The organism is Streptomyces sp. NRRL F-5123, from assembly GCF_000721495.1.
Classification (GTDB): domain Bacteria; phylum Actinomycetota; class Actinomycetes; order Streptomycetales; family Streptomycetaceae; genus Actinacidiphila.
In genome coordinates this window covers 1-23,747 of the sequence record NZ_JOHY01000061.1, presented here as the reverse complement: position 1 = coordinate 23,747, position 23,747 = coordinate 1, and the positions used below count along the sequence as shown (strand labels likewise).

Sequence of the window (23,747 nt, the reverse complement as noted above, 5' to 3'; positions counted from 1 at the left end):
CCGTACGGGTAATCCGCAAAGGCAAAGGGCGGTGGGACTCCGAGGAGTCCCACCGCCCTTTCGCCTGCCGGGAATTCCCGGTTACTTGCGCATGACCTCGGGCTCGTGCCGGCGCAGCAGCCGGGCCACGGCGACGCCGCACAGGGCCGCCATCGCGAGCAGCACCACGACGTCCAGGGTCCAGGTGCCCGCGCTGTGCTTCCACAGCGTGTCGACCGTCCTGTGCGTCTGGTCCCACGGCAGCAGCGTGTTGAGATCCGCGGTGGCACCGGTGCCGGCCACCGCCCAGCGGGCCGGCATCAGCCAGGCCACCTGCTCCATGCCGGGCTTGCCGTAGATCTGGAACAGCACCCCGGTGAAGACGATCTGCACGATCGCGTACATCACCAGCAGCGGCATCGTCTTCTCCGCCGTCTTCACCAGTGCGGAGATGATCAGGCCGACCATCATCGAGGTGAAGCCGAAGGCCATGACGACCAGGGTCATCTCGATCGCCGGGTGGCCGTGCAGGATCACACCCTCGGCGGGCATCTTGTCGCGCGGGGCGAAGCCGATGCCGCAGATGATCGCGCCCTGCAGCGCGGTGATGAGGCCGAGCACGATGACCTTGGACATCAGGTACGCCGAGCGCGACAGGCCGACCGCGCGTTCGCGCTCGTAGATGACGCGTTCCTTGATCAGCTCGCGGACCGAGTTGGCGGCACCCGCGAAGCACGCGCCGACCGCGACGATCATCAGGATCGTGCCGGCGTCCCGGTTCTGGCCGTGCACCCGCACGGGGCCGTAGCCGAGGCCGGCCTTCGCCGGGATGAGCAGGCTGACGATGCCGAGCACGGTGGGCAGGATCAGCATGAGCCCTATGAAGCCGCGGTCGGAGGCGATGACCGACAGGTAGCGGCGGACCAGGGTCCCCAGCTGCGAGCCCCAGCCCTGCGGCTTGGGCGGCCTGGCGGCCTGGCTCGGGATGTAGTGCGCGGCCTGCGGCGCGGCGGAGTCCAGGTCGGCGGCGTACGTCTGGTAGTGCTGCGAGCCGCGCCAGCGGCCCATCCAGTCGTAGTCGCGGTAGGTCTCGAACGCGGAGAAGACGTCGGCCCAGTTGTCGTAGCCGAAGAAGTTGAGCGCCTCGTCCGGCGGGCCGAAGTAGGCCACCGCCCCACCCGGCGCCATGACCAGCAGCTTGTCGCACAGCGCCAGCTCGGCCACCGAGTGGGTGACCACCAGGACCGTGCGGCCGTCGTCGGCCAGGCCCCGCAGCAGCTTCATGACGTCGCGGTCCATGCCCGGGTCGAGGCCCGAGGTGGGCTCGTCCAGGAAGATCAGCGACGGCTTGGTGAGCAGCTCCAGCGCGACGGACACCCGCTTGCGCTGCCCGCCGGACAGCGACGTGATGCGCTTGTCGGCGTGGATGTCGAGCTTGAGCTCGCGCAGCACCTCGTCGATCCGCGCCTCGCGCTCGGCCGACGCGGTGTCGCCGGGGAAGCGGAGCTTGGCGGCGTACCGCAGCGCGGTCTTGACCTGGAGCTCCTTGTGCAGGATGTCGTCCTGCGGGACCAGGCCGATGCGCTGCCGCAGCTCGGCGAACTGCTTGTACAGGTTGCGGTTGTCGTACAGCACCTCGCCCTGGTCGGCGGGCCGGTAGCCGGTCAGGGCGCGCAGCAGCGTCGACTTTCCGGAGCCGGACGGGCCGATCACGCCGATCAGCGACTTCTCCGGCACCCCGAAGGAGACGTCCTTGAGGATCGTCTTGGTCGTCTTGCCGTGCGGCACGGTCACCGACAGGCGGCGCGCGGAGAAGGACACCGCGCCGGTGTCGACGAACTCCTCCAGCCGGTCGCCGACCAGCCGGAAGGTGGAGTGGCCGACGCCGACGATGTCGTTCGGGCCGAGCAGATGCCGCTGGATCGGCTGGCCGTTGACGTACGTGCCGTTGTGGCTGCCGAGGTCGACGATCTCGTAGCGGCCGTCGGGATGCGCGCGGAACTCCGCGTGGTAGCGGGAGACCTGCAGGTCGGAAACGACCAGCTCGTTCTCCAGCGCGCGGCCGATGCGCATCACCCGGCCGAGGGCCAGCTGGTGGAAGGTCGTCGGGCTGCGGTCGCCGTAGCCGGGACGCGCCCCCTGCGGTTGCTGCTGCGGTACGCCCTGCGGGGCCGGCGGCTGCTGCGGCCACCCGCCACCGGGCTGCTGCGGCACACCCGCCTGCTGGTACGCCGCGGCGGCCTGCTGGGCCGGAGCCGCGGCGGCCTGGGCCTGCTGATACTGCGGGTAGCCCTGGGCGGCCTGCTGCTGCGGCACCTGCTGGACCTGCGGCGGCGGCGCGTACTGCGGCGGCGCCGACTGCTGGAAGGCCTGCGGCTGCGCCGGAGCCTGCTGCTGGTACGCCTGCTGCTGCGCCGGAGCCTGCTGCTGGTACGCCTGCTGCTGGGCGGGCGCGGCCGGTGCGGCCTGCGCGGCGGAGAAGCTCAGCCGCGGGCCTTCGGTGGCGTTGCCCAGGTTGATCGCGGTGCCCGGTCCCAGATCCGTGGTCTGGATCCGCCGGCCGTGCACGAAGGTGCCGTTGGTGCTCCCCTGGTCCTCGATCACCCAGCCCCGCTCCGCGCGGCGGATCGTGGCGTGCCGCCACGAGACCCGCGGGTCGTCACAGACGAGATCGCTCTGCGGGTCGCGCCCGAGGCTGTAGGACCGGGACGCATCGAGCGTCCAGGTCCTGCCGTTCAATTCCAGTACGAGTTCTGGCACCCCAAACCCCATTGTTCGTCCCCCGAGTTGTCCCCCGTGCAGAGGAGTCTAGGGATAGCGGACATCGGGAGGAACTATTGCAGGCCCCGGTCTCGTAACAGAAAGCGCCCTCCCGGACCTGTTCCTGCAACCGAATCCGGACAACCGGACGGTGGACCGGCGGCGGCGTTCGGCACAGTGTCCGGTACGCGGGACGGATGGTGATAGGTGCGCGCGGTGCGGATACGGTGTAAAGACCATGGACGACGCCTCGCAGACCGCTTCCGCCGCACCGGTCACGCCCGCCGCCCCCGTTCCGGCGGACGACGTGCCGACCCTGCTGGTCAAGATCTTCGGCAAGGACCGCCCCGGCACCACCGCGGGCCTCTTCGACACGCTCGCCGCCTACGGCGTGGACGTGGTGGACATCGAGCAGGTGGTGACCCGCGGCCGGATGATGCTGTGCGCGCTGGTGACCACCCCCGCGCCCGGCACGGGCAGCGAGGGTGACCTGCGGGCCACCGTGCACAGCTGGGCGGAGAGCCTGGGCATGGAGGCCGAGATCATCTCCGGCATCGGGGACAACCGGCCGCGCCGCGAAGGACGTTCGCACGTCACGGTGCTCGGGCGGCCGCTCACCGCGGAAACGGCGGCGGCCATAACGGCCGTCATCACCGGCGCCGGCGGGAACATCGACCGAATCTTCCGGCTGGGGAAATATCCGGTGACCGCCGTCGAATTCGCCGTGTCCGGCGCCGAGCCGGTCGCGCTGCGCTCGGCGCTCGCGGTGGCCGGCGCAGCGCGCGGGGTGGACGTCGCCGTGGTGCCGGCCGGGCTGCAGCGCAGGGCGCAGCGGCTGGTGGTCATGGACGTCGACTCCACCGTGATCCAGGACGAGGTCATCGAGCTGTTCGCCGCGCACGCCGGGTGCGAGGCGCAGGTCGCCGAGGTCACCGCCGCCGCGATGCGCGGTGAGCTGGACTTCGAGCAGTCGCTGCACGCCCGGGTCGCGCTGCTGGCGGGGCTGGACGTGTCGGTGGTGGACAAGGTGCGGTCCGAGGTGCGGCTGACGCCGGGCGCGCGGACCCTGATCCGTACCCTCAAGCGGCTCGGCTACCAGGTCGGCGTGGTCTCCGGCGGCTTCACGCAGGTCACCGACGACCTCCGGGAGCGGCTCGGGCTGGACTTCGCCGCCGCGAACACCCTGGAGGTGGTCGACGGCCGGCTCACCGGGCGGGTGACCGGGCCGATCGTCGACCGCGCGGGCAAGGCCCGGCTGCTGCGCAGCTTCGCCGAGCAGGCCGGGGTGCCGCTGAGCCAGACCGTCGCGATCGGAGACGGCGCCAACGACCTGGACATGCTCAACGCGGCCGGCCTCGGCGTGGCCTTCAACGCCAAGCCGGTCGTCCGCGAGGCCGCCGACACCTCCGTCAACGTGCCCTTCCTGGACACCGTGCTCTTCCTGCTGGGCATCACCCGCGAGGAGATCGAGGCGGCCGACGCGCTGGACGGCGTGCCCACGGACTGACCCGCTACGCTCTCGCCCCGAGGGGGTGGGGCATGCGGTGCCGGACGGTATGCGGCGGGCTCGTGGCGGTGGCGCTGGCCACCGCCCTCACGGCGTGCGGCGGGGGCGGCGGGAAGGCCCGTACCCTGCCGCCCTCCCCCGACCGGGGCCCGGTGTGCTCCGGTACCGCCCCGGCGGACGGCCTGCACGTGCTGCGCGGCGGCTCGGTCCCGCTGCCCGACGGCAGCGGCATGTCCGTGGAATTCCCCGCGACGCCCGCCGGGACCACCGGTGACGGCGCCACCCGCACCGCCACCCTCACCGTGGCGGAGCCCCCGGCCGGGCCCGCGCGGCAGACCGCGAAGGTACGCCCCGGCGCCGGGGTGACCCTGCGGGGCCACGCGTACACCGTCGCGCAGATCTGCGCCTACCGCGTCGTCCTCGTACCGCGCGCGGCCGCGGACCGGGCGGCGGCCGCGGCGAAGCCGGCCGTCCTGACGTCGGTGGCCGCGGGCAAGGACCAGGCGGCCCTGCGCGCCCTGTGCTTCTCCACCGACCCGGCAGCCCGCGCCGCCCGCACCGCGGACCTCCCGGCACCCGGCCGCCCCCTGGTGCTCGGCGTGCACCGGCCGCACGACACCGCGGCCGGGCTGATGGCGGTCGCGACCTACGCCGACCCCGCGGGCGGGACCGCCGGGCTGGACGTCTACTGCGCCGGCACCACCGCGGCGAAGTACCTGGCCCTGCGCCCGGGCGACACTGTGGAGATCGGCGGAGTGCTCCTCACCGTCGGGCCGCTCACCTCCGGCACGGCCGTCACGCTCACCGCGCGGGAGGGATGAGAACCGGCCGGTGGCAGGAACCGGACGGTGCCCGCTAGGCTCCCCGGCGGGCCGCGACGTGCTGACGGTCCGTCGACATCGCCGCGGGGGAGGCTGGCCATGGGCTACGGGGACGACGATCCGGTCGTGCTGAGGCAGCGGGCGACCGCGCTGCGCGACCACGCCCGGCAGGCCCGCACCCTGGCGAAGTCGCTGAGCGGGTATCTGGACGGCGCGGTGTCCAAGGCGCAGCCGCGGCCCGGCAGCGCCCTGACCGGCGGCGCGATGTGGACCGGCCCGTACGCCGACCGGTGCACGACGACGCTGGCGCAGCGGCAGAAGGCGCTGCACGCCATGGCCGCCTCGCTCACGGCGGACGCCGCCCGCTGGGAGTCGGCGGCCTCCGACCTGGAGGACCGAGCGAAGAGCAAGTCCGCCGCGGGCACCCCGGCGAGCGGCCCCAAGTGACGGACTTCCACGGCTTCGACCCCGACCTGCTCACCAGCTTCGCGGGCACCCTCGACTCGCTCGCCGGGCACGCGGCGGGTCTGCACCAGCAGCTCACCACCCTGCTCGACGGCGTCCAGCAGAACCTGCCGGCGGGGCAGAAGGCCTCCAACGACCCCGCCCTCCAGCAGCTCGTCACCGTCTTCCCGGGGATCGTGTGGCCCCCGCTGCCGCAGCAGGCCCCCGCGCCCTCCGGCCCGAACGCCCCGCTCCCGGCGAAGCTCACCTCCGAACTCGGCACCATGCAGGGCGAGATCAAGCGCCGGATCACCCAGCTCAAGGGCGTCCAGGTCTTCGCGGCGGCCGGCTACCCGGTGGACGCCGCTTCGGTCTTCCTGGACGAGAAGGCGCCGGACGGCAAGAAGGTCGACGCGGCGCTGAAGGCCCTCCAGGCCCTCCAGCACACCGACTTCGGCGTCAACGGCGACACCGACGACCTCGACGACCTCGCCGCCACCCTCACCGGGCTGACCTCGGCGGAGCTGGACGCCGTGATCACCAAGGCCTCCCCCGCCGACCTCGCCCACTACAACGAGCTGATGAACGACCACGGGGACTCCGGCTGGAACCCCTTCGACTCCAACGGCGTGTCCGCGCAGTCCCGCGACACCACCCTGGACACCCTGCTGTCCCGGCTCGGCCCGGAGAACTTCGACAAGTTCCTCGCCGCCTTCCCCAGCGTCCAGCCGGACTTCACCGGCACCGGCGCGTACAAGGACGGCGAGAACACCCAGAACGGCGTCAACGCCTCCGGCCTGCACTGGGGCGTGCCCACCGACCCGCTCATCGCCGACGGCGTGTCGGTCGACGACATCCACCAGCGCGGCCTGGGCGACTGCTGGTACTTCTCCTCGCTGTGCTCGGTCGCGCAGCGTGACCCGAAGTTCATCCAGGACGGCATCAAGCAGAACCCCAACGGCACGGTGAGCGTGCGGGTCTGGGACCAGGGGGGTAACTTCCGCTGGGTGACGGTGACGCCGGACCTGCTGGTGGACGGGGACGGCTACCCGGTGTCCGCGACGGGCAGCGGCGACACCTGGCCGGGCTACTACGAGAAGGCGTTCGCGATCGCCTTCGGCGGCGACAAGGGCTACGGCGGCATCGAGAACAACAACCCGGGCAAGTCGGTGCCCTACATCACCGGGCACTCCGGCGGCGACATCAAGACCGGCGGCTTCCTGGGCATCGGCAAGCACGAGGACAAGAGCATCGCCGACCTGAAGAAGATCTTCGACTCGGGCAAGGCGATCACCGTCCTCACCCCGGACGGCGACGAGGACAACCCTCCCGCGGACCTTCCGGACGGCTACCACACCGACCACGCGTACTACGTGCGGCGCTTCACCAGCGACGGGAAGATCGTGCTGGGCAACCCGTGGGGCAGCCCGTCGCCCGAGGTCGTCGTCTCGCAGGAGCAGTTCGACAAATACTTCGTCGATCCGCAGGAGTTCGAGATCCCGTGAGCGATCAGCCCCGCCGCGAGCCCTCCACACCGCCCGAGGGCACGTACCCGCCGGACCACTGGTCGGTGCGCTGGCACGTGCCGTACTTCGTGCGGCACCGGGGCCGGATCCACCTCGTCGTGGCCCGTACGTCCGCCGGCGCCACCGCCGCGCCGGCCGGGGGCCTGCGGGTCTACCGCGAGGGCGAGACCGTGTCGGACCACCCGGGGCTGGTCGCGGGCAGCACCGTCGACCTGCTCGGCAGGCGCTGGCGCGTGGCGCACGTCGAGCACCGCGTCCACATCGTGCTGGACCGCGTGAACCCGGAGGGTGAGGCGAGGGCCTGAGTCCTGGCCGTACGGCGGACGGGACCCGGGCGGGCTACGCCTCGTGCGGGGCCCAGAAGGCCGCGAGCCGGGCGACGCCGTGCTCGACGTCCTTCCACCGGCCGGTGAAGGTCAGGACGGCGAAGGCGGCGGTGGGGAATCCGGCCTGCTTGACACGGGCCAGGGCCGCGCTGTCGGCGCTGCCGGTCAGGGCCTCGGTCAGCGTGTGCATGCCCGGGTTGTGGGCGACGACCAGGAGCGAGCCGATGTCGTCCGGCGTCTCGTTCAGCAGCGCGAGCAGATCGCCGAGGCTCGCCTCGTACAGCCGCTCCTCGTAGGCCGTGCGGGGGCGGTGCGGCATCTCGTGGGCGGCGAGCTTCCACGTCTCGCGGGTGCGGGCGGCGGTGGAGCACAGGACGAGGTCGGGGGTGATGCCGTCGTCGGCGAGTCGGCGGCCGGCGGCGGGGGCGTCCAGCCGGCCGCGTTCGGCCAGCGGCCGCTCGTGGTCGGGGACGTTCGGCCAGTCGGCCTTCGCGTGCCGGAGCAGGACGAGGGTGCGAGGTGAATCGACGGTCATGCCCTTCAGCTTTCCAGAAAACCCGCAGTCAGGCGCGGGATGGGCGTGATCGGCGGCACGGCCTCCCGGCGGGCGCGGACCGGGGGCGGGCGGTCACGTCAGGTGGCCGAGGACCCCGGACACGGCGGTCGCGGCGTGCGAGAACACCTCACCGGCCGGGGCCGCGGCCGAGGTGTCGGCGTGGGCGCCGGTGATCAGCAGGAGCAGCGCGGCGAACGCGACCGCGGGGAGCGCGACCGCCCACCACGGCAGCCGGGTCTGCACCGCGCCGGGCGTGCGGCGGGCGGCGGTGCCGGGCGCGGCCGGGGTCTGCCGGGCGTAGAGGTGGGGGGACTGCGTGGTCACGGTGACCGCCTCCGTGGTGTGCCGTCGGGCTGCCGGGTGTGCCGGCCGGCGCGGGCCGGCCTGACAACCACGACGCTACGGTCACGCGCCCCCGGTACCCATCCGGCCGTCCACCCATGCGTCCCTGAGCCTGACCCCCCATGGATGGTGGGGTTGTCCCCACCCCGGACTCAGGGTCGCCTCAGGGTCGCTGACGGGGGGTCGGCCGTGGCCTGGGCGTACGGCACCGCTCACCCCGGGAGGAGGGGCCGGTCATCCCATCCGTGCGGCGATGATCGCGACGACGGCGACCAGCGCGGGCACCCCCATCATGAGTCCGAACAGGATCAGCAGCCGGCGCTGCGGCTGCGGGGGATTCGGTTCGAGTACGGGCATGCGCCCAGTCTGGCACCGGAAGCTGTGCGGGCCGGAGGCGGGGTCACAGTTCGTCCTCGATGTGCCGGTTGCGCCCGGCCAGCACGCCGCAGACGGCCTGGGGCACCACGAGGGCGAGCATCATCGCGAGCGGCAGCCCCCAGCTTCCGGAGGCCTGGTTGAGCGCGCCCACCAGGATCGGGCCGGGGATCGACAGCAGGTAGCCGGTGCTCTGCGCGAAGGCCGACAGCCGTACGACGCCGGCGCCGCTGCGCGCCCGCATCCCGATCATGGTCAGTACGAGCGGGAACGCGCAGTTCGCGACGCCCAGCAGCAGCGCCCACGCCCAGGGCGCTGCGGCGGGCGCGGCCCACAGGCCCGCGTAGCCCGCGACCTGGAAGGCCGCGAGGACGAGCACGATCGGCCCCTGCGAGCGCATCCGGGCGGCGAGCGGCGGGAGCACGAAGGACAGCGGCACGCCCAGCACCATGGTGAGCGCGAGCAGGAGTCCCGCCTGGCCGGCGGAGATGCCGGAGTCCCGGAAGATCTGCGGCATCCAGCCCATCGTGACGTACGCGGAGGTGCCCTGGAGGCCGAAGAAGGCGGCCATCGTCCAGGCCGTGCGGCTGCGGGTGATCCGGCCCTGCTCCCCAGCGGCGGCCTGGCGCGCTGCCGACTGCGGGGCAGCCGGTTTCGGGGCCGCAGGCTGCGGGGCGGCGGACCGGTCGCGTACCAGCGGCAGCCACACCACGACGGCGACCGCGGCGAGCGCGGCCCACACGCCCAGGCCCAGCCGCCAGCCGTGGCCCATGGCGTCGGTGAGCGGCACGGACAGCGCGGCGGCCAGCGCGGTGCCGAGCGACAGGGCCATCGAGTAGAGGCCGGTGACCGGGCCCACCCGGTCGGGGAAGTAGCGCTTGACGATGACGGGCATCAGCACGTTGGCCACCGCGATGCCCGCGAGCGCGAGGGCGCTCGCGGCGAGGAACGGCGCGGTGCTGCCCGCGAAGGGGCGCAGCAGCAGGCCCGCGGTGATCGCGGCCATGCCGGCGAGGACGACGGCGCCGGGCCCGTGCCGGCGGGCCAGCCGGGGCGCGGCGAAGCCGAAGAGCGCGAAGCAGGCGGCGGGCACGGAGGTGAGCAGGCCCGCCATGGCGCCGCTCATGCCGAGGCCGGAGCGGACCTCCTTCATGAGCGGCCCGAGGCTGGTGACGGCGGGCCGCAGGTTGACGGCGGCGAGCAGCAGCCCGGCGACGGCGAGCCGGCGTATCCAGACGGCGGATGCGGTGCCCGCTCGGGCCCCCGGCCCGGCGGGCGCTCCCGCCGGGGGCCGGGTGCCGGGAGCGGTGCCGTTGCCGCGACCGGAACCGTCCGAGCCGTCCGAGCCGTCCGAGCCGGTGGCAGTAGCGGCGGCGTGCCCGTGCCCGGCCCCGGGCTCCGCGCAGGCGCTGCCGACAGCGGGTGCCGCGGCGGCCACGGCCGCGCGCCCGCGGGCGGCGCCGGGCAGCGTCCCCGTCCCGGACCCGGCCGCCGATCCGGCGCGGTCCCGGGCCGTGCCGGGCACTTGCCCGGGCTCTGCGGCGGGGTCGTCGGGGGCGGTGCGGGGGCGGGGTTCGTCGTCGCGCATGGGTCCATCATAGAATGATGGGATGAATCTCGGACCCGTGCCCCGACCCGCCACGCTCGCCGACCAGGTCATCGCCCGGCTGCGCGCCGAGATCACCTCGGGCGCGTGGCCGGTGGGCAGCCGTATCCCCACCGAGCCCGAGCTGGTCGAGCGGCTCGGGGTGGCGCGCAACACCGTCCGGGAGGCGGTGCGGGCGCTCGCGCACAACGGGCTGCTCGACATCCGGCAGGGCTCCGGCACGTACGTGGTGGCGACCAGCGAGCTGGCCGGGGTGATGCAGCGGCGCTTCGCGGACGCCGAGCCGCTGCACATCGCCGAGCTGCGCCGGGCACTGGAGGCGTCGGCGGCGGCGCTGGCCGCCGAGCGGCGCGACGAGGCGGACCTGCGGCAGCTGGACACGCTGCTGGAGCGGCGCGAGCGGGCCTGGGACTCCGGCGACAAGGAGGCCTTCGTGGCGGCGGACGCGACGCTGCACCTGGCGGTCGTCGCCAGCTCGCACAACGAGGTGCTGACCGCGCTCTACGCGGACCTCGGCGAGGTGCTGCGGGACTTCCTGCGCGCGGACGTCGGCCCGCGGCTGCGCCCGGAGGACCACCTCGACCACGCCCGGCTGGTCGCCGCGATCCGCGCCGGCGACCCCGAGCAGGCCGCGGCCGAGGCCCGCGCCCACGCCTTCCACTGCCGCTTCCGCACTGCGGCGGACACCACGCCGGTCTGACCGCGCCGCGCCGGAACCGACACGGCGGCCGCACGACGGCAGCCCCCGCTACGGACGGCCCGGGCGACAGCCCCGACGCCGGAACGTGCCCACGCGGGCCACCCCCGTACGGCAACGCCCCGCGCCAGGCGCAGCGAGCGCCCACCCCCGGCGGGACTCACCCACAACGGCGGCCAGGGACGCCGACCCCGCACGCCGGCGGGTCCGACCGGACGCGGGCGCCCGATGCCCGAAACCCCGCACCGGGCGCCCCGCACGGACGGCGCGGCAGCCCGGGGCACCCGCAACCGCACGACGGGGCGCCCCCGTACCCGACAACGCCCCGCGGCGAGCGCAGCGCGCCCACCCCCAGCGGGACTCACCCACAACGGCCGCCAGGCACGCCGACCCCGCACGCCGGCGGGTCCGACCGGACGCGGGCGCCCGACGCCCGAAGCCCCGCACCGGGCGCCCCGCACGGACGGCGCGGCAGCCCGGGGCACCCGCGACCGCACGACGGGGCGCCCCCGTACCCGGGAACGCCCCGCGGCGAGCGCTACGCCCCGATGGCGTGCAGGCCGCCGTCGACGTGGACGATCTCGCCGGTCGTCTTGGGGAACCAGTCCGACAGCAGCGCGACCACGCCCCGGCCGGCGGGCTCGGGGTCGGACATGTCCCAGGCCAGCGGCGAGCGGTGGTCCCAGACCCCGGCCAACTCGGCGAAGCCGGGGATGGACTTCGCGGCCATGGAGCCGATCGGACCGGCCGAGACCAGGTTGCAGCGGATGTTGCGCTTGCCCAGGTCGCGGGCCAGGTAGCGGGAGGTGGCCTCCAGCGCGGCCTTGGCCGGGCCCATCCAGTCGTACTGCGGCCATGCGAACTTCGCGTCGAAGGTCAGGCCGACGACCGAGCCGCCCTCCTCCGGCATGAGCGGCAGGCAGGCCATGGTGAGCGACTTCAGCGAGAACGCCGAGACGTGCATCGCGGTCGCGACCGACTCGAAGGGGGTGTTGAGGAAGTTGCCGCCCAGCGCGTCCTGCGGGGCGAAGCCGATCGAGTGGACGACGCCGTCGAGGCCGCCCAGCTCCGCGCGGACCACGTCCTCCAGGCCTGCCAGGTGCTCGGCGTTGGTCACGTCCAGCTCCACGACCTTGGCCGGGCGCGGCAGCTTGCGGGCGATGCGCTCGGTGAGGGTGGGCCGGGGGAAGGCGGTCAGGATGAGCTCGGCGCCCTGCTCCTGGGCCAGCTTGGCGGTGTGGAAGGCGATGGAGGACTCCATCAGCACACCCGTGACGAGGATGCGCTTGCCGTCGAGAATTCCGCTCATGGTGCTCAGTGACCCATGCCCAATCCGCCGTCAACGGGGATGACGGCTCCAGTGATGTACGCGGCGTCGTCGGACGCCAGGAAACGCACCGCGGCGGCGATCTCCGCGGGCTGCGCGTAGCGGGCCAGCGGCACCTGGGCCATGATGTCCGCGCGCTGCTCGTCGGTGAGCGCCCGGGTCATGTCGGTGTCGACGAAGCCGGGTGCGACGACGTTGAAGGTGATGTTGCGCGAGCCCAGCTCGCGGGCCAGCGAGCGGGCGAAGCCCACCAGGCCGGCCTTGGAGGCGGCGTAGTTCGCCTGGCCGGCCTGTCCGAGCAGGCCCACGACCGAGGAGATCAGCACGACCCGGCCCTTGCGGGCCCGCAGCATGCCGCGGTTGGCGCGCTTGACCACCCGGAAGGTGCCGGTGAGGTTGGTGTCCAGGACGGCGGTGAAGTCGTCCTCGGACATGCGCATCAGCAGCTGGTCGCGGGTGATGCCGGCGTTGGCCACCAGCACCTCGACGTTGCCGTGCGCGGCCTCGACCTCCTTGTAGGCCTGGTCGACCTGCTCGGCGTCGGTGATGTCGCAGCGCACCGCGAGCACCCCGAGCGCGACCAGGTCGGCCGGCGGTTCGCCGGAGCGGTAGGTGATGGCGACCTTGTCGCCCGCGTCGGCGAAAGCCCGGGCGATGGCGAGGCCGATGCCCCGGTTTCCTCCGGTGACGAGAACCGAGCGGCTCAACGGATCACTCCTCAGGGTCGAGAATCTCCCTGAGAAGCTATCGGTCGCGGACCCGATCCGGGGAATCGGCCCCTGACAGGCTGCCCCGGCCGGCCCTGTGGGATTCCTACAGGGCCGGCCGGCGGCCGTCAGTCCGCGGTGCGGGCGGCGGCCCTGCGGCGGCTGTGGACGAGCAGCCCGACCGCGCCGCTCGCCAGGACCGCGCTGACCGACAGGGCGGCCTCCAGCGTGCTGGTGCTCGCGGCGGCGTTGCTGGTCGAGAGGGTCCCCGTGGCGGCGGTCACCGGCGCGTCGCCGCCGTGGCCGTGGTGGGCGACGGTGGACCTCGCGGCGCCCGCGGCGATCTGCGCGTCGGTCGGCGCCTGGGCGACGTCGGCGGTGGCCGCCTCCGCCGCGGCCGCGGTCTGTCCGAAGACGACATCGGCGCAGCCGTAGAAGGCCTCGGGGCTGTCGGTACGCTGCCACACCTGGTAGATCAGCTGCCGCCCGGTGCGGGCCGGGAGGTTCGCGGTGAAGGTGTAGTAACCGGGCGCCGTGACCGCGGTGTTGTAGGTCGCGACAGGGGTGTCGTCGAGGTCGGACCACTTCAGCGGCCGGGTCGGGTCGTAGCCCTGCTTGGTGATGTAGAGCGTCATGACCCCGCGGTGCGGCGCGGTCACCCGGAAGCTGACGTCGGTCTGCCCGGCCTGGACGGGGGTGGCCGGCCAGTCGGTGCGGGCCCAGTCCAGCGCGCGGTACTTGTCGCGGTTGGCCGAGCACAGGTGGCCGTCGGGGATGATGCTGCGGCTCTGCCCGGCGGCGTTGGCGATGTTGACCTCGTTCCAGTCGTAGAGCGGCTGGGTGCCGCTGTCGGCGACGAGGTCCTTGCACACCTGGGACTTCGGGGACTCCGGGCCTTCGGCGTAGCAGGCGGCGATCCGGCTGACGGGCGTGTTGAGCGCACCGTGCGCGCTGGCGGTGCCGGGCGTGAGGGCGGCGACGGCGAGGGTCGCGGCGCCGGCCGCGGCCACAACGGCGGCCTTGCGGCGTACGGACATGTGGGGGCTCCTTGTCGTGCGGGCAAACTGCGGGGGGACACACACGAGGGCGGCAGGTCGAGCATAGGGATTGGTCTGGACCATGCCAAGGTCTGTGTCCGTCACGGCAGTTCGGCCGCACGGGCCGGGCCGCGCACGCCCGGGGAGGGGTGCGCGCACACCGGAGGGGGCCGACGGCGCGTGACGCGCCCGCCGGCCCGGGGGCCTCGGGTCAGTAGCCCTGTCTGCTGCCGCTCGCGGCCGGGGCGGCGGTGGACGGGGCGGGCGGGGTGTGCTTGGTGGAGTACTGGTCCACCGTGACGGTGAGGGACGCCGCGATCTGCCGCAGGTAGGTGAGCAGCCGCTCGGTCTCCTCCTGGGTGCCCTCGCCGCCCTCGTGCTCGCGCAGCTGCTGCAGGACCGCCTCGGCCTGCGCGCGGGCCGCCCGCAGCATGGTGCGGGCCTGCTCGCGGGCGGCGACGACGGTCTGCTCGGCCGACTGCTGGGCGCGGGCCTGCTGGAGGACCGCGTCCACGGTGGGCACCCCGGTGGGGCTGCTGCCGTCGCCGATGTTGTTGGCCCGGATCCAGTCGCGGTGGCGCTGCATGTCCGTGCGCAGCCGGTCGTTCTCCTCCATGACCGTGGTCAGCGTCGCCGCGGCGCGGCGCAGGGCGTCGTGCACCGCGTCCTCGCTGTAGCCGCGGCGGGTCAGCGGGGCGCGGGGGAAGGTCATCGACCGCAGCGTTTCGGGCGTCACCCGGCGGTCCGCCGGACGTGCTCCTGTCTCGTTCACGTGTCTCCGATCACCGAGCGTCTTCGAAGTGCAGCAGGTCGTGAGGGACGCCTGCGTTCGCCAGATCGCGCACCGTCGCTGACACCATGGACGGCGAGCCGCACACGTAGAACGAGCGGCCGTGCCATGCGCCGGACCGCAGGACGGGCCCCGCCATGCTGCGGTTCTCGAACGTGCCCGCGTCCAGGCCGACCAGCGGCGTTATTCGAAGCCAGGGGTTGGCCTGCTCGTACTGCCGCAGCAGCGGCAGGTCGTACAGGCCGTGGGCGTCTCGCGCCCCGAAGAAGAGGTCGACCTGGCGCGGCGGCCCCTGCCAGGCGATCTCCTCGATGATGCCGCGCAGCGGGGCCAGGCCGGTGCCGCCGGCGACGAGCACCAGGTCGCGGCCCGCCGACGCGCGCAGCGTCAGCCGCTCGCCGACCGGGGCGCCCAGCTTCAGCACGTCGCCCTGCCGCAGCCGGTAGACCATGGCCGGGCTGACGAGGCCGCCGTCGATGGAGCGGACGTGCAGTTCGAGCAGGCCGTCCGCGCGTGCCGCGTTCGCCGGGGTGAAGGACCGCCAGGTGCTGGGCAGCATCGGCGTCTCGACCATGACGGACTGCCCGGCGGCGTACCGCATGGGCTGGTCGAGGCGCAGCGTGACGACCGCGAGGTCGAAGCCGCGCTGCTCGTGCCCGATGACCTCGCCGTTCCACCACGCCGGGTTGACGGCGCTGTCGGCCTCGGCGGCCTGGACCATGGCGCCGGCCACGACGGTGTACGCCTCGGTCCAGCCCTTCTCCAGCTCGGGGGTCCACGCCTCGCCGAGGAAGTAGCCCAGCGTCGCCAGCAGCGCCCGCCCCACCGCGTCGTAGTGCTGCGCCACGACCTGGAAGCGGCGGTGGTCGCGGCCGAGCTGCTGGAGGAACGGGACGAGTGTGTCGGGATCGTCGACGTCGGAGACGATCTGGCCCAGGGCGTTGACCAGACGGTCACGCTGCACGCCCATGTTGACCGGGAACATCGGCCGGACTTCCGGCGCGATGAGGAACAGGTAGGAGTAGAAGTACCGGGGTACCTCGTCCCCTGACTTGCCGACCAGGGCGAAGGAATCTTTCAACGCCTGGGAATCGCTCACGACCACCCTCCGGTGGCTGGTGTTTCGGGGGATCTTGCGGACCGGCGGAGCCGGGCGGCGGCCCGCGGTGGAGCCGCCGTCGGCCGCGTCAGGCCGAGGCCGCCGCTTCTTCGCTCGCGGAGATCATGGTGCTGCTGATGACGCCGTAGACAGCCACCCAGGACTCCTCGATCTCGGGGGTCCACGCGTCGCCCGCGAAGTGCTGCAGGGTCGCGATCAGGCTGGCGCCGACGGCCGGGTAGTGCTCGGGCAGAGCGCCGTAGCCCGCGTGCCGGCGGCCCAGGTTCTGGAGCATGCCGACCAGGGTCTCGGTGTTGTCTATGTTGTTGACGAGGGCGCCGAGGGCCGCCCACAGGCGGTCGCGCTGCTCGTCGATGTGCGGGGCGAAGAGCGGCCGCACCGCGGGGTTGTTGGCGAAAAGGTGCTCGTAGAAATATCCGGTCACCTGTGAACCGTGGGGCTCCACAACCTTGAAGCTGCTGCGGATCAGGGAGAGGTCTGCGGTCATGGCGGCCGACTCTAGCCAGAGGCGTGGGACTCGAACAAGTTTGGGACAGATGAACAACCGGCCGACCGAAGCGTCATCTTGACAGACCGTTTCCTCTCCGATATTGCCCACAATCCACGCATCCTTCTGGACAGCCTGCGCAAATGGGGTCGCCCGTGGCCGGTGCAATGCTGTGGCGGAGCCGGTGGGCGGCGGGCCATGATTCACTGCGGACAGGCCGATGCGAAGGGAAGTCCGCCGTGCCCCAACAGTTGGACCGTGACGTCGATCCGGCATTCCTCGCGCTCCCGCTGCGCGCGCTGGCCGACGCGGCACTCGCCAGAGCCCGCGCGCTGGGCGCCGAGCATGCCGACTTCCGCCTGGAGCGGGTGCGCAGCGCGCACTGGCGGCTGCGCGACGCCCGCCCCGCGGGCAGCGCCGACAGCACCGACCTCGGCTACGCCGTACGCGTCGTGCACGGCGGGGCCTGGGGCTTCGCCTCCGGCGTGGACCTGACGATGGACGCGGCGGCGAAGGTCGCGAGCCAGGCCGTCGCGATGGCCAAGCTCAGCGCGCAGGTCATCGCCGCCGCCGGGTCGGACGAGAGGGTGGAGCTGGCGGAGGAGCCGGTGCACGCCGACCGCACCTGGGTGTCGGCGTACGAGACGGACCCGTTCGAGGTGCCGGACGCCGACAAGACGGGGCTGCTGGCCGACTGGAGCGCCCGGCTGCTGGCCGCCGACGGCGTCAGCCACGTGGACGCCTCGCTGCTCGCGGTGCACGAGAACAAGTTCTACGCCGACACCGCAGGCACCACGACCACCCAGCAGCGCGTCCGGGTGCACCCGCAGCTCACCGCGGTGAGCGTCGACCCGGACACCGGCGGCTTCGACTCCATGCGCACGCTCGCCCCGCCCGCCGGCCGCGGCTGGGAGTACCTGACCGGCAGCGGGTGGGACTGGGACGCCGAACTGGCCGGGATCCCCGCGTTGCTGGCCGAGAAGATGCGCGCGCCCTCGGTCGAGGCCGGCGCGTACGACCTGGTCGTGGACCCGTCCAACCTGTGGCTGACGATCCACGAGTCGATCGGCCACGCGACGGAACTGGACCGCGCGCTCGGCTACGAGGCCGCCTACGCCGGCACCTCCTTCGCCACCTTCGACCAGCTCGGCTCGCTGCGCTACGGCTCGCCGCTCATGCACGTCACCGGCGACCGCACCGCCGAGCACGGCCTGGCCACGGTCGGCTACGACGACGAGGGCGTGGCCGGCCAGTCCTGGGACCTGGTCAGGGACGGCGTCCTGGTCGGCTACCAGCTCGACCGCCGGATCGCGAGGCTCACGGGCTTCGACCGCTCCAACGGCTGCGCCTACGCCGACTCCCCCGGGCACGTCCCGGTCCAGCGGATGGCCAACGTCTCCCTCCAGCCGGCCCCCGGCGGCCCCTCCACCGAGGAGCTGATCGGCGGGGTCGAGCGCGGCATCTACGTGGTCGGCGACCGCTCGTGGTCGATCGACATGCAGCGCTACAACTTCCAGTTCACCGGTCAGAGGGCATACGCGATCCGGAACGGCCGCCTCGACGGCCAGGTCAAGGACTTCGCCTACCAGGCCACGACCACCGAGTTCTGGGGCTCCATGGAAGCGGTGGGAGGACCCGAGACGTACGTCCTCGGAGGGGCCTTCAACTGCGGAAAGGCCCAGCCGGGGCAGGTCGCGGCGGTCAGTCACGGCTGCCCGTCGGCGCTCTTCACGGGCGTGAACATCCTCAACACGACGCAGGAGGCGGGCCGGTGACTTCCGGAGCGAGCAAGCCGCACGAGATCGTCGAGCGGGCGCTCGACCTGTCGGCGGCGGACGGGTGCGTGGTCATCGCCGAGGAGGAGTCGAGCGCCAACCTGCGCTGGGCGGGCAACGCGCTCACCACCAACGGTGTGACGCGGGGACGTACGCTCACCGTCATCGCGACCGTGGACGGCGCGCAGGGCACCGCGTCCGGCGTGGTGTCGCGGTCGGCGGTGACGGCGGACGACCTGGAGGGGCTGGTGCGGGCCGCGGAGGCCGCCGCCCGTCAGGCCGGGCCCGCGGAGGACGCGCAGCCGCTGGTGAGCGGGGTGCCGCAGGCGGCGGACTTCACCGCGCCGCCCGCCGAGACCGGCTCGGAGGTCTTCGCGGCCTTCGCGCCCGCGCTGGGCGAGGCCTTCGGGGCGGCGCGCGCGGGCGGGCGGCTGCTGTACGGCTTCGCCTTCCATTCCATGACGTCGACGTATCTGGGCACCTCCACCGGGCTGCGGCTGCGCCACGACCAGCCGACCGGCACCCTGGAGGTCAACGCGAAGTCGCCGGACGCCGCGCGCTCGGCGTGGGCGGGCAGCGCGACGCGGGACTTCCGCGACGTCGACCCGCTGGCGATGGACGCCGAGCTCGCGCAGCGCCTGGCGTGGGCGGAGCGGCGGATCGAGCTGCCCGCAGGGCGGTACGAAACGCTGCTGCCGCCGTCGGCGGTCGCGGACCTGATGATCTACCAGATGTGGTCGTCCGGCGCGCGGGACGCCGCGGAGGGCCGCACCGTCTTCAGCAAGGCGGGCGGCGGCACCCGGGTCGGCGAGCAGCTGTCGGCGCTGCCGCTGACGCTGCGCAGCGACCCGGGCGAGCCGGGCCTGGAGGCGGCGCCCTTCGTGGTGGCGCACTCGTCGGGCGACGACGCGTCGGTCTTCGACAACGGGCTGCCCGTCGCCCCGGTCGACTGGGTGCGCGAGGGCACGCTGCGGCACCTGCCGACGACCCGGCACAGCGCCCAGCTCACCGGGCTGCCGGTCGCAGCGCCCGCGGACAACCTGGTCCTGGAGGGCGGCGGCAAGCAGTCGCTGGCCGAGATGGTCGCCGGCACCGAGCGCGGGCTGCTGCTGACGTGCCTGTGGTACATCCGCGAGGTCGACCCGGCCACTCTCCTGCTGACCGGGCTGACCAGGGACGGCGTCTACCTCGTGGAGGGCGGCGAGGTGTCCGGGGTCGTGAACAACTTCCGCTTCAACGAGTCGCCCGTCGACCTGCTGGGCCGCGCGTCCGAGGCGGGCCGCACCGAGCGGACGCTGCCGCGCGAATGGAGCGACTACTTCACCCGGGCCGCGGCGCCGGCGCTGCGGATCCCGGACTTCAACATGAGTTCGGTGAGCCAGGGGGTCTGACAGGCCCCATGAGGGGGGCACGAGGAATATGGACGAGAAGCGGACGGTCAAGGCGTCGAAGTTCCTGGCACGGGTGCTGCGGCACGAACCCGGGCTGATCGGGGTGACGCTCGACGAGGGCGGCTGGGTGGACGTCGACGTGCTGCTCGCCGCGTGCGCGGCGCACGGCAGGCGGCTGAGCCGGGCCGAGCTGGAGCACGTGGTCGAGACCAACAACAAGAAGCGGTACGCGATCTCCGAGGACGGCCGGCGGATCCGGGCGAGCCAGGGCCATTCGGTCTCCGTGGACCTGGGCCTGGCCCCCGCGGTGCCGCCGGACGTCCTCTACCACGGCACGGCGACCGTGACCGTGCCGATCGTCCTGCGCGAGGGGCTGCGGCCGATGTCCCGGCAGGACGTCCACCTCTCGGCCGACCTGGAGACCGCCGTACGGGTGGGCTCACGGCACGGCCGCCCCGCCGTGCTCGCGGTGGACGCCGCGGGGCTGGCCGCCGCCGGGCACGTCTTCCGGCTCAGCGCCAACGGGGTGTGGCTGAGCGGCCCGGTGCCGCCGGAGCGGCTGCGGCTGCTGCCGTCCTGACGGCCGGCGCCGGCGCGCGGGCCCGTACACGTACGCCACCGCGGGTACGGGCGCGGGTCAGCGCGTCGTCGTACGGCGGCGGCGCTGGTTCGCCTTGTGCGCCGCCCACACCGCGTCGCCGACCGCGACCAGCACGATCGCGCCGACGAGCTGCAGTACGTGCCGGGTCCAGTCGATGCCCTTGGTGTCGCGGACGCCCAGCCAGCCGGCCACACCGTTGCCGAGCAGGCCGCCGCCCATGCCGCAGAGCACGGTGAGCCACAGCGGCAGCACCTGCCGGCCCGGCAGGATCGCCTTGGCGATCAGGCCGAGCACGAGTCCGACGATGATCGCCCACAGCCAGCCCATGCAGCCGCCTCCTCTTTGTCTTTCGTTTCGCCTCTTCCGCCGGGCGCGGTGTCCCCGCGCGCCGTGCCGTCAGTTTCCGCCGGGGCCGGACGCGGCGCATGTCGGGCGCAGGGGGCGGGATCGCGCCAATCTCCGGGAAGGCGGCGCGACCGTACCTCCGGATGGCGCCCCGCTCTGTGGCAGGCGGCGGGCGGCGCGTACCGTGGTGCGGAGCCGGCGCGGCGCGCTGCCAGCCGTGAGCAGCGGGCCGGGCCCCTGGACTGGGCGGTGGATGGATGCGGAAGCAGGGCGGTTCCGAGGTTTTCCGGATCTCCGGGGCGCGGACCGGGCTGACCGAGGACGTACGCGGGCGGCAGCGGCGCTACATGGTCGCGATGACGATCCGCACCCTGTCCGTCCTGCTCACGGTCATCCTGTGGAACGTCGAGCGGCCGCTCGCCTGGGCGATGCTGGTGCTCGGCATGCTGCTGCCTTACGTCGCGGTGGTCGTCGCCAACGCCGGGCGGGAGAACACCCCGAAGGCGCCCACGACGACGTACATCCCGCCGCCGAGCGTGCCCGTGCTGGAGGCGAGCCGGGTGGAGCTGGGGGCCGAGCGGGACGCGGAGCCCGTGCCCGAGGCGTGACCGGCGAGCCTGCGCGGCACGAGCCCTGACCTGCCCTCACCGGCCTGTTCGGTGTGACCGATGTGGCTTGTGTGGCCGGCGTGACACCTTTCCGGCACTTCTCCCGTACGTCCCGCGCACCGGCTCACGCGCCGGCGCGCGGCACATCCGGACACGTGAGCGAAACCTCAAGAAAAGCTCAGATCCGTCATGACGTTCCACTCCACGAGCGCGTCAGTGCATGACATACTGCCTAGGCGCTCCGCATCCCCCGTCGGGGCGACGGACCGACGCCGGGCGGCTCCCCCCGTGGCTGCCCGGCGTCGCCATGTCCGCGTGCACGTCCGCCCGCAGGTCCGCGGGCCGGGCCCGCACCCTGCCGGCGTCCGTGCCGGGCGCCGCGGGCCGTGGGGTTTACTGGGTGGCGTGAACGACGAGACGCCGATCTGCTCGGCCAAGGGATGCCGCGTGCCGGCCGTGTGGGTGCTGGCGTGGAACAACCCGAAGCTGCACACCCCGGAGCGGCGCAAGACCTGGCTGGCGTGCGACGAGCACCGGGAGCACCTGACGCAGTTCCTCGGCATGCGCGGCTTCCTCAAGGACGTCGTGACGCTCGCCGAGTGGGAGAGCCGCCCGGCCGCGCAGTCCTGAGACCGCGGGCGTGAGACCGCGGGCGTGAGACCGCAGACCTGAGCCGGCCGCCGCAGGCCCGGGACGTCCTCGCCGCCGGCTCAGCCGCCGATCGCCGACATCGGGCGGTCGGGCTGCAGGAACTCCGGGTCGTCCAGGCCCGAGCCCGCCTTCTTGCCCCGCATCGCCGTCCGCCACAGCTCCGCCAGCTGGGCGTCCGACGCGCCCGCGCGCAGCGCCCCGCGCAGGTCCGACTCCTCGCGGGCGAACAGGCAGTTGCGCACCTGGCCGTCGGCGGTGAGGCGGGTGCGGTCGCACGCGCGGCAGAACGGGCGGGTGACGGAGGCGATCACGCCGACCCGCCCCGGCCCGCCGTCCACCACCCAGCGCTCGGCGGGCGCGGAGCCGCGTGCCGTACCGCCCTCGGGGACGAGGTCGAAACGGGTGCGCAGCGCGGCCAGGATCTCCTCGGCGGTCACCATGCCCGCGCGCTGCCAGCCGTGCTGCGCGTCCAGGGGCATCTGCTCGATGAAGCGCAGCTCGTAGCCCTCGTCGAGGGCCCAGCGCAGCAGGTCGGGCGCCTCGGTGTCGTTGACGCCGCGCATCAGCACCGCGTTGACCTTCACCGGGGCCAGGCCCGCGGCGGCCGCCGCGGCGAGCCCGGCGAGGACGTCGGCGTGCCGGTCCCGGCGGGTCAGCGTGCGGAAGACCTCCGGACGCAGGGTGTCGAGCGAGACGTTGACCCTGTCCAGGCCCGCGGCGCGCAGCCCCGCGGCCGTACGGCCCAGCCCGATGCCGTTGGTGGTGAGCGACAGCCGCGGGCGCGGGACGAGCGCGGCGCACCGCTCGACGATGCCGGTGACGCCGGGGCGCACCAACGGCTCGCCGCCGGTGAAGCGGACGTCGGTGACGCCCAGCTCCGTCACCGCGATCCGCACCAGCCGGACGATCTCGTCGTCGGTCAGCACGTCGGGCCTGGCAAGCCACGCCAAGCCCTCCTCCGGCATGCAGTACGTGCAGCGCAGGTTGCACCGGTCGGTGAGCGAGACCCGCAGGTCGGTGGCCACGCGTCCGTACGTGTCGAGGAGCACGGGCTCCGCCTCCCTCCGGGCGCCTGGTCGCGCCGCCGTTCCCTCCAGCCTAGGCGGTGCCGCGGACAAGTCCCTGCGCAGGCGGACGGCATGCGGTGGGACGGCCTACGGGCGGGCCGGGGCCGCGGCGGCCGGGGACCGGCGCAGGACGATGCCGCGCACGGTGACGACCACGCCGAAGGCCAGCAGCCACTGCCCGGCCAGGTACGTCGCCATGACCCAGGCGCCGTGGCCGGGCAGCAGCGGCCAGTCCGCGAGGTCGGTCGCGATGAGGCTGTCGGACAGCAGGAAGAGCAGGCCGCCCGCGCGGGCGAGCGGCCCGGCGCCGTACGCGCCCGCGGCCATGGCGGTCAGCAGCACGCTGTAGAGGGCGACCGGGACACGCATCCCGGCGTCCAGCCCGGGCCAGAGGGCCACGACGAGCGCGGCCCACACCACGCCGTACGCCGCGCACCGCACGCCCACCGCCGTGCGGGTGCCGCGGAAGGAGCCGAGCCGGGTGAAGAGCCGCAGGTAGCAGATGTGCCCGGCGGCGAAGGAGGCCATGCCGAGCAGGAAGGGCACGGTGCCGCCGACGTCCAGCAGCACGTCCCCGCCGCAGCCGCACAGCAGCGCGGCGACCAGCAGCCGGGGCCCGCGCAGGCACAGCACCCACCAGGCGAGGGCGGGCATGAGCAGCGGTTTGGTCACCGCCCCCAGGACGTCGTAGTGCTGGGTCACGGCGGTCATGTGCACTGCCGCGAGCATCGCGAAGAGCACGATGACGCGCGCCGCCCGCTCGGTGTCGGGCTGCGGCGTGCCGCGCGGCGTGCCCTGCGTCATGCCGCGGCCTCCGGGGTGCGGGAACCGGCGGGCCCGGCGGGCTCGGCCGAGGCGGGGGCGGCGACCGGGGCGGGAACCGCGGCCGGGGCGGCCGCCGG

General features: G+C 73.7%; 25 protein-coding genes. 11 read left to right on the top strand and 14 right to left on the bottom strand.

The window, feature by feature from the left end; translation table 11 throughout:
* Positions 1-81: 81 nt before the first annotated feature.
* Positions 82-2,751: an FHA domain-containing protein gene (locus IH54_RS0132745; RefSeq protein WP_031523956.1), complete on the bottom strand. Its 2,670-nt coding sequence runs from the start codon at positions 2,749-2,751 to the stop codon at positions 82-84.
* A 226-nt stretch (positions 2,752-2,977) separates the two neighbouring features.
* Here IH54_RS0132745 and serB point away from each other — a divergent pair, with 226 nt between their 5' ends.
* The 5 genes from serB (at position 2,978) to IH54_RS0132720 (ending at position 7,342) form a co-directional block, all read left to right on the top strand.
* On the top strand, positions 2,978-4,246 hold the full coding sequence (gene serB, locus IH54_RS0132740) for a phosphoserine phosphatase SerB (RefSeq protein ID WP_031523954.1): 1,269 nt from the start codon (positions 2,978-2,980) through the stop codon (positions 4,244-4,246).
* A gap of 32 nt (positions 4,247-4,278) precedes the next feature.
* Positions 4,279-5,067, top strand: coding sequence for a hypothetical protein (locus tag IH54_RS45875; protein ID WP_031523953.1), 789 nt, complete (start codon positions 4,279-4,281; stop codon positions 5,065-5,067).
* A gap of 99 nt (positions 5,068-5,166) precedes the next feature.
* Entirely contained in the window at positions 5,167-5,514 is a 348-nt protein-coding gene (locus IH54_RS0132730; RefSeq protein ID WP_031523952.1) for a hypothetical protein, read from the top strand.
* The gene (locus tag IH54_RS0132725; protein WP_031523951.1) at positions 5,511-7,016 is read left to right on the top strand and encodes a C2 family cysteine protease; all 1,506 of its coding nucleotides are present in this window, start codon (positions 5,511-5,513) and stop codon (positions 7,014-7,016) included. The genes IH54_RS0132730 and IH54_RS0132725 overlap by 4 nt, the downstream gene beginning before the upstream one ends.
* Positions 7,013-7,342, top strand: coding sequence for a hypothetical protein (locus IH54_RS0132720; protein ID WP_031523950.1), 330 nt, complete (start codon positions 7,013-7,015; stop codon positions 7,340-7,342). Before IH54_RS0132725 ends, IH54_RS0132720 begins: the two co-directional genes overlap by 4 nt.
* Before the next feature lie 34 nt (positions 7,343-7,376).
* Here IH54_RS0132720 and IH54_RS0132715 read toward each other — a convergent pair whose 3' ends face one another.
* The 4 genes from IH54_RS0132715 to IH54_RS0132700 all read right to left on the bottom strand — a co-directional run bounded on the left by IH54_RS0132715 (position 7,377) and on the right by IH54_RS0132700 (position 10,224).
* Positions 7,377-7,898 (bottom strand): SixA phosphatase family protein, encoded by a 522-nt coding sequence (locus IH54_RS0132715; RefSeq protein ID WP_031523949.1) that lies wholly within the window; start codon positions 7,896-7,898, stop codon positions 7,377-7,379.
* Between the two features lie 93 nt (positions 7,899-7,991).
* Positions 7,992-8,243 carry a hypothetical protein gene (locus tag IH54_RS40540; protein ID WP_052398134.1) on the bottom strand — a complete coding sequence of 84 codons (252 nt, stop codon included), beginning with the start codon at positions 8,241-8,243 and terminating at the stop codon, positions 7,992-7,994.
* 252 nt (positions 8,244-8,495) lie between these two features.
* Positions 8,496-8,618, bottom strand: coding sequence for an SGM_5486 family transporter-associated protein (locus tag IH54_RS47800; RefSeq protein WP_267965252.1), 123 nt, complete (start codon positions 8,616-8,618; stop codon positions 8,496-8,498).
* A 43-nt stretch (positions 8,619-8,661) separates the two neighbouring features.
* Positions 8,662-10,224: a CynX/NimT family MFS transporter gene (locus IH54_RS0132700; RefSeq protein WP_107060324.1), complete on the bottom strand. Its 1,563-nt coding sequence runs from the start codon at positions 10,222-10,224 to the stop codon at positions 8,662-8,664.
* 22 nt (positions 10,225-10,246) lie between these two features.
* On the opposite strand from IH54_RS0132700, the gene IH54_RS0132695 reads away from it, so the two are divergent.
* The gene (locus IH54_RS0132695; RefSeq protein WP_031523946.1) at positions 10,247-10,942 is read left to right on the top strand and encodes a FadR/GntR family transcriptional regulator; all 696 of its coding nucleotides are present in this window, start codon (positions 10,247-10,249) and stop codon (positions 10,940-10,942) included.
* Positions 10,943-11,477: 535 nt separating this feature from the next.
* On the opposite strand, the gene fabI is transcribed toward IH54_RS0132695, so the two are convergent.
* The 6 genes from fabI to IH54_RS44920 all read right to left on the bottom strand — a co-directional run bounded on the left by fabI (position 11,478) and on the right by IH54_RS44920 (position 16,407).
* Positions 11,478-12,248 carry an enoyl-ACP reductase FabI gene (gene fabI, locus IH54_RS0132690; protein WP_031523945.1) on the bottom strand — a complete coding sequence of 257 codons (771 nt, stop codon included), beginning with the start codon at positions 12,246-12,248 and terminating at the stop codon, positions 11,478-11,480.
* A 5-nt stretch (positions 12,249-12,253) separates the two neighbouring features.
* Positions 12,254-12,973: a 3-oxoacyl-[acyl-carrier-protein] reductase gene (gene fabG / locus IH54_RS0132685; RefSeq protein ID WP_031523944.1), complete on the bottom strand. Its 720-nt coding sequence runs from the start codon at positions 12,971-12,973 to the stop codon at positions 12,254-12,256.
* A 128-nt stretch (positions 12,974-13,101) separates the two neighbouring features.
* Entirely contained in the window at positions 13,102-14,010 is a 909-nt protein-coding gene (locus IH54_RS0132680) for a lytic polysaccharide monooxygenase auxiliary activity family 9 protein (protein ID WP_031523943.1), read from the bottom strand.
* Between the two features lie 211 nt (positions 14,011-14,221).
* Positions 14,222-14,746, bottom strand: coding sequence for a DivIVA domain-containing protein (locus IH54_RS0132675; RefSeq protein WP_031523940.1), 525 nt, complete (start codon positions 14,744-14,746; stop codon positions 14,222-14,224).
* Positions 14,747-14,792: 46 nt separating this feature from the next.
* Complete coding sequence (locus tag IH54_RS40535; RefSeq protein ID WP_043182982.1) at positions 14,793-15,899, bottom strand: globin domain-containing protein; 1,107 nt, start codon at positions 15,897-15,899, stop codon at positions 14,793-14,795.
* An 88-nt stretch (positions 15,900-15,987) separates the two neighbouring features.
* The gene (locus IH54_RS44920) at positions 15,988-16,407 is read right to left on the bottom strand and encodes a globin family protein (protein ID WP_043182980.1); all 420 of its coding nucleotides are present in this window, start codon (positions 16,405-16,407) and stop codon (positions 15,988-15,990) included.
* 239 nt (positions 16,408-16,646) lie between these two features.
* Here IH54_RS44920 and IH54_RS0132660 point away from each other — a divergent pair, with 239 nt between their 5' ends.
* Genes IH54_RS0132660 through IH54_RS0132650 form a run of 3 tightly spaced genes read left to right on the top strand, consistent with a single transcriptional unit; the run spans position 16,647 to position 20,153 of the window.
* On the top strand, positions 16,647-18,182 hold the full coding sequence (locus tag IH54_RS0132660; RefSeq protein WP_031523933.1) for a metallopeptidase TldD-related protein: 1,536 nt from the start codon (positions 16,647-16,649) through the stop codon (positions 18,180-18,182).
* On the top strand, positions 18,179-19,573 hold the full coding sequence (locus IH54_RS0132655) for a metallopeptidase TldD-related protein (protein ID WP_031523931.1): 1,395 nt from the start codon (positions 18,179-18,181) through the stop codon (positions 19,571-19,573). Before IH54_RS0132660 ends, IH54_RS0132655 begins: the two co-directional genes overlap by 4 nt.
* Before the next feature lie 28 nt (positions 19,574-19,601).
* Positions 19,602-20,153 (top strand): RNA 2'-phosphotransferase, encoded by a 552-nt coding sequence (locus IH54_RS0132650; RefSeq protein ID WP_031523930.1) that lies wholly within the window; start codon positions 19,602-19,604, stop codon positions 20,151-20,153.
* 57 nt (positions 20,154-20,210) lie between these two features.
* On the opposite strand, the gene IH54_RS0132645 is transcribed toward IH54_RS0132650, so the two are convergent.
* The gene (locus tag IH54_RS0132645) at positions 20,211-20,501 is read right to left on the bottom strand and encodes a GlsB/YeaQ/YmgE family stress response membrane protein (protein ID WP_031523929.1); all 291 of its coding nucleotides are present in this window, start codon (positions 20,499-20,501) and stop codon (positions 20,211-20,213) included.
* A 275-nt stretch (positions 20,502-20,776) separates the two neighbouring features.
* Between IH54_RS0132645 and IH54_RS0132640 the strand changes: the two genes are divergently transcribed.
* Both IH54_RS0132640 and IH54_RS0132635 read left to right on the top strand, forming a co-directional pair.
* Complete coding sequence (locus IH54_RS0132640; RefSeq protein ID WP_031523928.1) at positions 20,777-21,127, top strand: DUF3099 domain-containing protein; 351 nt, start codon at positions 20,777-20,779, stop codon at positions 21,125-21,127.
* Between the two features lie 405 nt (positions 21,128-21,532).
* On the top strand, positions 21,533-21,757 hold the full coding sequence (locus IH54_RS0132635) for a hypothetical protein (protein WP_031523927.1): 225 nt from the start codon (positions 21,533-21,535) through the stop codon (positions 21,755-21,757).
* A gap of 80 nt (positions 21,758-21,837) precedes the next feature.
* On the opposite strand, the gene moaA is transcribed toward IH54_RS0132635, so the two are convergent.
* Together moaA and IH54_RS0132625 are read right to left on the bottom strand one after the other, a co-directional pair.
* Entirely contained in the window at positions 21,838-22,827 is a 990-nt protein-coding gene (gene moaA / locus IH54_RS0132630; protein WP_031523925.1) for a GTP 3',8-cyclase MoaA, read from the bottom strand.
* 105 nt (positions 22,828-22,932) lie between these two features.
* The gene (locus IH54_RS0132625) at positions 22,933-23,649 is read right to left on the bottom strand and encodes a lysoplasmalogenase (RefSeq protein WP_063762422.1); all 717 of its coding nucleotides are present in this window, start codon (positions 23,647-23,649) and stop codon (positions 22,933-22,935) included.
* Between the last annotated feature and the right edge of the window lie 98 nt (positions 23,650-23,747).

Excerpts from the sequence above, each read along its gene's own strand:
- IH54_RS0132745 (WP_031523956.1), bottom strand. The coding sequence starts at position 2,751 with ATGGGGTTTGGGGTGCCAGAACTCGTACTGGAATTGAACGGCAGGACC.
- serB (WP_031523954.1), top strand. The coding sequence starts at position 2,978 with ATGGACGACGCCTCGCAGACCGCTTCCGCCGCACCGGTCACGCCCGCC.
- IH54_RS45875 (WP_031523953.1), top strand. The coding sequence starts at position 4,279 with ATGCGGTGCCGGACGGTATGCGGCGGGCTCGTGGCGGTGGCGCTGGCC.
- IH54_RS0132730 (WP_031523952.1), top strand. The coding sequence starts at position 5,167 with ATGGGCTACGGGGACGACGATCCGGTCGTGCTGAGGCAGCGGGCGACC.
- IH54_RS0132715 (WP_031523949.1), bottom strand. The coding sequence starts at position 7,898 with ATGACCGTCGATTCACCTCGCACCCTCGTCCTGCTCCGGCACGCGAAG.
- IH54_RS47800 (WP_267965252.1), bottom strand. The coding sequence starts at position 8,618 with ATGCCCGTACTCGAACCGAATCCCCCGCAGCCGCAGCGCCGGCTGCTG.
- IH54_RS0132700 (WP_107060324.1), bottom strand. The coding sequence starts at position 10,224 with ATGCGCGACGACGAACCCCGCCCCCGCACCGCCCCCGACGACCCCGCC.
- IH54_RS0132695 (WP_031523946.1), top strand. The coding sequence starts at position 10,247 with ATGAATCTCGGACCCGTGCCCCGACCCGCCACGCTCGCCGACCAGGTC.
- fabI (WP_031523945.1), bottom strand. The coding sequence starts at position 12,248 with ATGAGCGGAATTCTCGACGGCAAGCGCATCCTCGTCACGGGTGTGCTG.
- IH54_RS0132680 (WP_031523943.1), bottom strand. The coding sequence starts at position 14,010 with ATGTCCGTACGCCGCAAGGCCGCCGTTGTGGCCGCGGCCGGCGCCGCG.
- IH54_RS44920 (WP_043182980.1), bottom strand. The coding sequence starts at position 16,407 with ATGACCGCAGACCTCTCCCTGATCCGCAGCAGCTTCAAGGTTGTGGAG.
- IH54_RS0132650 (WP_031523930.1), top strand. The coding sequence starts at position 19,602 with ATGGACGAGAAGCGGACGGTCAAGGCGTCGAAGTTCCTGGCACGGGTG.
- IH54_RS0132645 (WP_031523929.1), bottom strand. The coding sequence starts at position 20,501 with ATGGGCTGGCTGTGGGCGATCATCGTCGGACTCGTGCTCGGCCTGATC.
- IH54_RS0132640 (WP_031523928.1), top strand. The coding sequence starts at position 20,777 with ATGCGGAAGCAGGGCGGTTCCGAGGTTTTCCGGATCTCCGGGGCGCGG.
- IH54_RS0132625 (WP_063762422.1), bottom strand. The coding sequence starts at position 23,649 with ATGACGCAGGGCACGCCGCGCGGCACGCCGCAGCCCGACACCGAGCGG.